The organism is Enhygromyxa salina (assembly GCF_000737335.2).
In the GTDB taxonomy this organism is placed as follows: domain Bacteria; phylum Myxococcota_A; class Polyangia; order Nannocystales; family Nannocystaceae; genus Plesiocystis; species Plesiocystis salina_C.
Genome location: NZ_JMCC02000208.1, coordinates 1 through 5,291, shown reverse-complemented (window position 1 = coordinate 5,291; position 5,291 = coordinate 1). Strand labels below are relative to the sequence as shown.

General features: G+C 69.0%; 5 protein-coding genes and 1 pseudogene. 2 read left to right on the top strand and 4 right to left on the bottom strand.

Annotation, left to right across the window (positions count from 1 at the left end):
• The 3 genes and pseudogenes from DB30_RS39960 to DB30_RS39950 form a co-directional block, all read right to left on the bottom strand.
• Nucleotides 1–602, bottom strand: a pseudogene (locus DB30_RS39960) (hypothetical protein); the annotation flags it as partial.
• A gap of 79 nt (nt 603–681) precedes the next feature.
• Nucleotides 682–1,647 (bottom strand): electron transfer flavoprotein subunit alpha/FixB family protein, encoded by a 966-nt coding sequence (locus DB30_RS39955; RefSeq protein ID WP_052559298.1) that lies wholly within the window; start codon nt 1,645–1,647, stop codon nt 682–684.
• A complete protein-coding gene (locus DB30_RS39950; RefSeq protein WP_165704173.1) occupies nt 1,644–2,468 on the bottom strand; it encodes an electron transfer flavoprotein subunit beta/FixA family protein in 825 nt (274 codons plus the stop codon). The genes DB30_RS39955 and DB30_RS39950 overlap by 4 nt, the downstream gene beginning before the upstream one ends.
• A gap of 144 nt (nt 2,469–2,612) precedes the next feature.
• Between DB30_RS39950 and DB30_RS39945 the strand changes: the two genes are divergently transcribed.
• Complete coding sequence (locus DB30_RS39945; protein WP_205633187.1) at nt 2,613–3,629, top strand: DsbA family protein; 1,017 nt, start codon at nt 2,613–2,615, stop codon at nt 3,627–3,629.
• A gap of 11 nt (nt 3,630–3,640) precedes the next feature.
• Nucleotides 3,641–4,612, top strand: a complete 972-nt coding sequence (locus DB30_RS39940) for a homoserine kinase (protein WP_146662815.1) — start codon at nt 3,641–3,643, stop codon at nt 4,610–4,612.
• A gap of 320 nt (nt 4,613–4,932) precedes the next feature.
• On the opposite strand, the gene DB30_RS39935 is transcribed toward DB30_RS39940, so the two are convergent.
• Nucleotides 4,933–5,244 (bottom strand): hypothetical protein, encoded by a 312-nt coding sequence (locus DB30_RS39935; RefSeq protein ID WP_052559291.1) that lies wholly within the window; start codon nt 5,242–5,244, stop codon nt 4,933–4,935.
• Nucleotides 5,245–5,291: the final 47 nt, after the last annotated feature.

The following is a 5,291-nucleotide window of genomic DNA, read 5'->3' as shown; positions in this document are numbered from 1 at the left end:
AGCCGCGCGAGCCGGCCCGCGAGCGTGGGCGGCTCGAGGCGTCCTCGCGGTGGGACCGGGTCGAGCCCGCCGGCCGAGCGCCGGGTCAGCGCGTCGACCTCGCCAAGTCGCACGGAGACGGCTGACAGCGCGTGCTCGAGGGTCAGCGCGATCCCCAGCCCCGGCGCGGTCGTGGCGGCGAGCAGCGGGACCGTGCTCAACAGCGCCCGCTCGAACTCGAGGGTGCCGCCTGCCCACACCCACGGCAGGCCAATCGCCACGCTCAGCAGCGGCGGCAGCAGTCCAAACACCGCGGGGGCCGTGCGCGTGGCCTGATCGATACTCTTTCGGCGGGCGACGTCCGCGGTGATCAGCGCGACGACCCCCGTCAGCGAGACGACCAACAGCAGCGAGCCGTGAAGGTCGGTATCGAGCCACGTCTGGCCGTCGATGATCAGCGCCAGCAGACCCCAGCTGCTCGCCAGGTGCGCGAGCGCTGCCCCGCCCACGGCCGCCAGCAGGCGGCGCGCCGGGATCGCGCTGGGCAGCAACACATGACTGCCCGTGACGGGGGTCTTTCGCGGCGCCGGGACATCGGCGCCGCGCTTCTTTCTTTGCGACAACGCCTGTGTTTTTACACCTTTTCCAGGTGTGATCGGCGATCGCTCGACCGCCGATCACCCTCAATGGTGGTCTGGCGGTCTAGCCCTTGCGGGCTTGAACGAGCTCGACGAAGCGGGGCAGGGCGTCTTCCCACTTGGCCACGAGGCCGTAGTCGGCGACCTGGAAGATCGGCGCCTCGCCGTCCTTGTTGATCGCCACGATCGTCTTGCTGCCCTTCATGCCGGCGAGGTGCTGGATCGCCCCCGAGATCGCCACGGCGATGTAGAGGTTGGGCGCCACGATCTTACCGGTCTGGCCGACTTGGAGATCCGCGGGGACCATGCCCGCGTCAGTCGCGGCCCGGCTGGCCCCGAGGGCGCCGCCGAGCAGGTCGGTGAGATCCTCGAGGACCTTGAAGTTGGATCCCTCGCGCATGCCGCGACCACCCGAGACGACCACGTCGGCCTCGGTCAGCGCGGGGCGGCTGCTCTGGGTCTTTTGGATCCCGACGACCTCGACCCCGCGGGTGTCGACGTTGACGCCGTCGATCGCGGACACCGGCGCTGCAGCTCCGGCTGCTGCTGGCTCGAACTCGCTGCCGCGGGCCGTGAAGAACACGATCTCGCCGCTGAGCTTCTCGTCGAGCAGCGCGCGACCGGCCGAGATCGGACGCGTGAAGGTGTCACCGCTCTTGACGGCCACGACCTCGGCGCACAGCGGCGCGTCGAGGATCGCGGCTGCGCGGGGCAGGCAGTCGCGCAGCGTCGAGCTGGCGGTGCCGCCCACGACCGAGGCGCCGAGCGACTTGGTCGCGTGGACGATCGCGTCGCCCCACGCTTCGGCCGTGAACGGCTCGAGCGCTGGGTTGGCGATCGTGTGGACACCTGCGGCGCCGTAGCCGGCCGCCGCGATCTCGGCGGCTGCCGAGGCGTCCGCGCCGAGCACCAGCAAGTGCAGCGGGAGCCCACGGGCGTCGGCGATCTGCTTGGCTGCAGCGATGCCGGGCAGGCAGTGCGCGCGCAGCTTGCCCCCAGCGGTTTCGAGGACCACGAGTACCTTGCTCATAGGACCTTTGCCTCCGTAGCGAGCTTTTCGACCAGCTCTTCGACCGTTTCGACCATTTGGCCCGCCATGCGACCGGGCGGCTTGTTGACGCCGACCGTGGACTCGCCCGCAGCGCTGGTCACGCCGAGGTCAGCCGGGGTCTTGACGTCGACCTTCTTGCGCTTGGCCATGGTGATGCCGCGCAGCGAGGCCAGGCGAGGGCCATCCGTGAACTTGTGATCCGCCGGGTTGACGCCGTTGCGCACGCTGCTTGGCAGCACGACGCGCAGATCGACGCTCACGACGGCCGGCAGCGGGATCTTCTTGACCTCGACGCCGTCGTCGACCTCGCGGTGGACGCTGAGCGCGTTGTTGGCCTGATCCCAGTCGAGCTCGGCCGCGAAACAGGCCTGCGGCCAACCGAGCAGCCCAGCCACGCGCTGGCCAACCTGGTTGCCCTCGTTGTCCTGCGAGAGCTTGCCGGTGATGACCATGTCGACGCCCTCGTCCTGCGCGACCTTGGCGATGATCTTGGAGATCGCCGCCGTGTCGAGCTCGAGGTCGTCGGCGTCGACGATCACGCCGCGATCCGCACCCATGGCCAGAAACTGCGTCATGTGCTGACGCTGCTTCTGCGGGCAGATCGAGAGCACGATGATCTCGGCCAGCTTGCTCTTCTTGTTGTTGACGTCCTCGGCGAGCCGCAAGGCGGTCTCGACCGCGTACTCGTCGAATGCATTTGGGACCCACTTTACCGAGGAGAGATCGAGTCCACTACCGGTGAACTTGAGGCTCTCGTCTGGATCTGGGATCCGCTTGACGGTCACTAAAATCTTCGTCAACGGGCTTCTCCTGAGGGCGGCTATATCGCCCTTGAGATGGCCAGCGTCAAGCGAAAGCCGGGCATGGCCTGCCGGAGCCGCTTGCAGGCTCTCACGTGCTGCGCTAGCGTTCCCGCGCGTCGCGCCGCGCGACAGCTGTCCAAGATGCGTTGCATCCGCGAATTGTTCGAGGTTGGTCTCACGACCTTCATCCGCCCCAAGCCGGGCATCACGGTCCGAGCGCCGGTCTCTCTCGCACTGATGGCGACGCTGTCCGCTGTGGTTGCGACGACGGCGTGCACGGCATGCACACCGCCCGGCCCCGATCAGCCCGACACCTCGGGAGCCAGTCGGACCGAGCCGGTCAGGCATAAGCGCGAGCGCGAGGAGCTCCCGCCGCCGCCCGCAGAGCAGATGATCCGCGTGGCCAAGGGCGTCGACCTGGGCAAGCTCAGCGAGACCCAGCAGTCCACCTTCTATACGATGATCAACACCGAGCAGAGCGCGTGCGACAAGCCGCACTCCCTCGCAACCTCGCTGCGCGAGGACCCGGACTGTCGCAACTCGTTGATCGTCGCCCAGTTCATCGCCGATCGGCTGGCGAGCGGCGCCACGCCCTCGGACGTCAAGCTCGACATCGACCAGGTCGTGGCCGCGCTGACCCCCTTCGAGATCCCAACCGAGGGCCGCCCGGTCTACGGCAACGAGCGCGCCCCGGTGACCGTGGTCGTGTTCGCCGACTTCGAGTGTCCGCACTGCAAAATGGAGGCGCCGAAGCTGCGCAAGGCCGTTCAGCAGTACCGCGGCCAGGCTCGGCTGGTGTACCTGCACTTCCCGCTGCGCATGCACGCGCGGGCCGAAGTGGCGTCATGGGCCACCGAGGCCGCGTTTCGTCAGGGCAAATTCTGGGAGATGCACGACCTCGTGTTCGATCACCAGACCCAGCTCGAAGACGAGGATCTCGAGCGCTACGCCGCGCAGATCCCCGGCCTCGATCTGGCAAAGTGGAAGGCGGACTTTCAGTCCGAGAGCAGCAAGCTCGCGGTCGCCAAGGATCGTGCGATCGGCGAGAGCCTCGACATCCAGGGCACGCCGGCCGTGTACGTCAACGGACGTCACGTCACGCCGCTGCTGTGGGGCGGCAGCCTCGAGGCCTGGATCGACGACGCGCTCCGGCGCTGAGGCCCCCTGCCATGAGCGAAGCACCTCGGCCCTGGCCGCATCCTTGGGTAGAGGCCTACGCTCCGGCGACCGTGTCCAACCTGGGCCCGGGCTTCGACTGTCTGGGGCTCGCGGTCCACGGGCCTGGCGATGTCGTGCGCGCCCGTCGACGCCGGGAACCCGGCGTGGTCCTGACCAAGATCACCGGTGACGGCGGGCGGCTCCCGCTGGCCGCTGATCAAAACACCGCCTGCGTGGCGGTCGCGGCCATGCTCGCGCGTGCCGGCGTCGCGGACACGCTCGGCGTCGAGCTCGAGCTCGACAAGGGGCTGCCGCTCGGGAGCGGGCTGGGTTCATCGGGCGCGAGCGCGTGCGCGGCCCTGCTCGCCGCCGCCGGGGCGCTGGATCTGCACGTCGGCAACGACGCGATGATCGAGGCTGCCCGCGCTGGCGAAGCGGTCGCGTGCGGCAGCCCGCACCCCGACAACGTCGCACCGGCGATCCTCGGTGGGATCGTGCTGATCGCCGCGACCGAGCCGCTGCGCGTGGTCTCGCTCCCGGTCCCCGAAGATCTGTGGCTGGCGATCTACACCCCCGGTTGCGAGGTCGAGACCGCCAAAGCGCGGGCTGTCCTGCCCCGCCAAGTTGGGCTCGACGCCACGGTTCGGCAGTCGGCGCGCCTGGCCCTGCTGGTGCACGCGCTGCACATTGGCGACCTGGCCCTGCTCGGCGAGGCGATCGTCGACGAGCTGGTCGAGCCTGCGCGCGCGCACCTGATCCCTGGGTTCTTGGACGCCAAGATCAACGCGATCGAGGCCGGCGCGCTCGCGTGCTCGATCAGCGGCGCCGGTCCAACCTGCTTCGCGCTGGCGTCGTCGAAGCAGCAGGCCACCTCGCTGCTCGAGATCCTCGACGAGAGCTTCACGCACGCGGGCGTCAGCGGCCGCGGACAAGTCGATCAGGTCGGCCCAGGAGCGCACGTGACCTCCAAAGCTCTGCATTAGTTCGTGGCGCCTCAGACCGTCGAGCATGTAGACGTCTGCATGGACAGCGCCTCGGTGAGTGCGGATTGCAGCCTGAGCGGGTGCGGGGGTCGACGTGCTGATCGGGCAGCGCGCACGACCCGTGAGGGTCGCTCCGGGCACGGAGGGCTCAAGACGCGAATTTGCGTTGTCATGGATCGCTGTCGACGAGGTCGGGCTGTGGCTTCGGTCGGGCACTCGCAACGCCCTCTTATTGTGCCCGGAGCGACCCTCACGGGTCTTCTGTGCGCTTGTCGTCGTTCGAGACGGCGGCTACGCGCTCGGGATCGGGCAGTTCTTGGTCAACCACTGCTCCACTCGAGCGGGCGACTTTCCACGCCTGCTGGCATCCACTGGTTTCGCGGGCGTACCTCGAGCATCGCCTGCGCACGCCCGGCTCCGGTTGCGAGCGGGTTGTCATCGGCGGCTTCTTGGGCGACGCGACGCGACGCGACGCCACGCGACGCGACGCCACGCGACGCGACGCGACGCGACGCGACGCGACGCCACGCCGCTCGGATGCTCGCGTGCGACAGCGCCCGGTCGACATCGTGCTCGGGGAGCACGGGCCGAAGCACGGGCCGCAGCACGGGCCGCAGCACTCGGAATCCCATCGGCGCTCGGACGCGCGCTGTCGCTGCACCTGCTCGACCACTCGAAA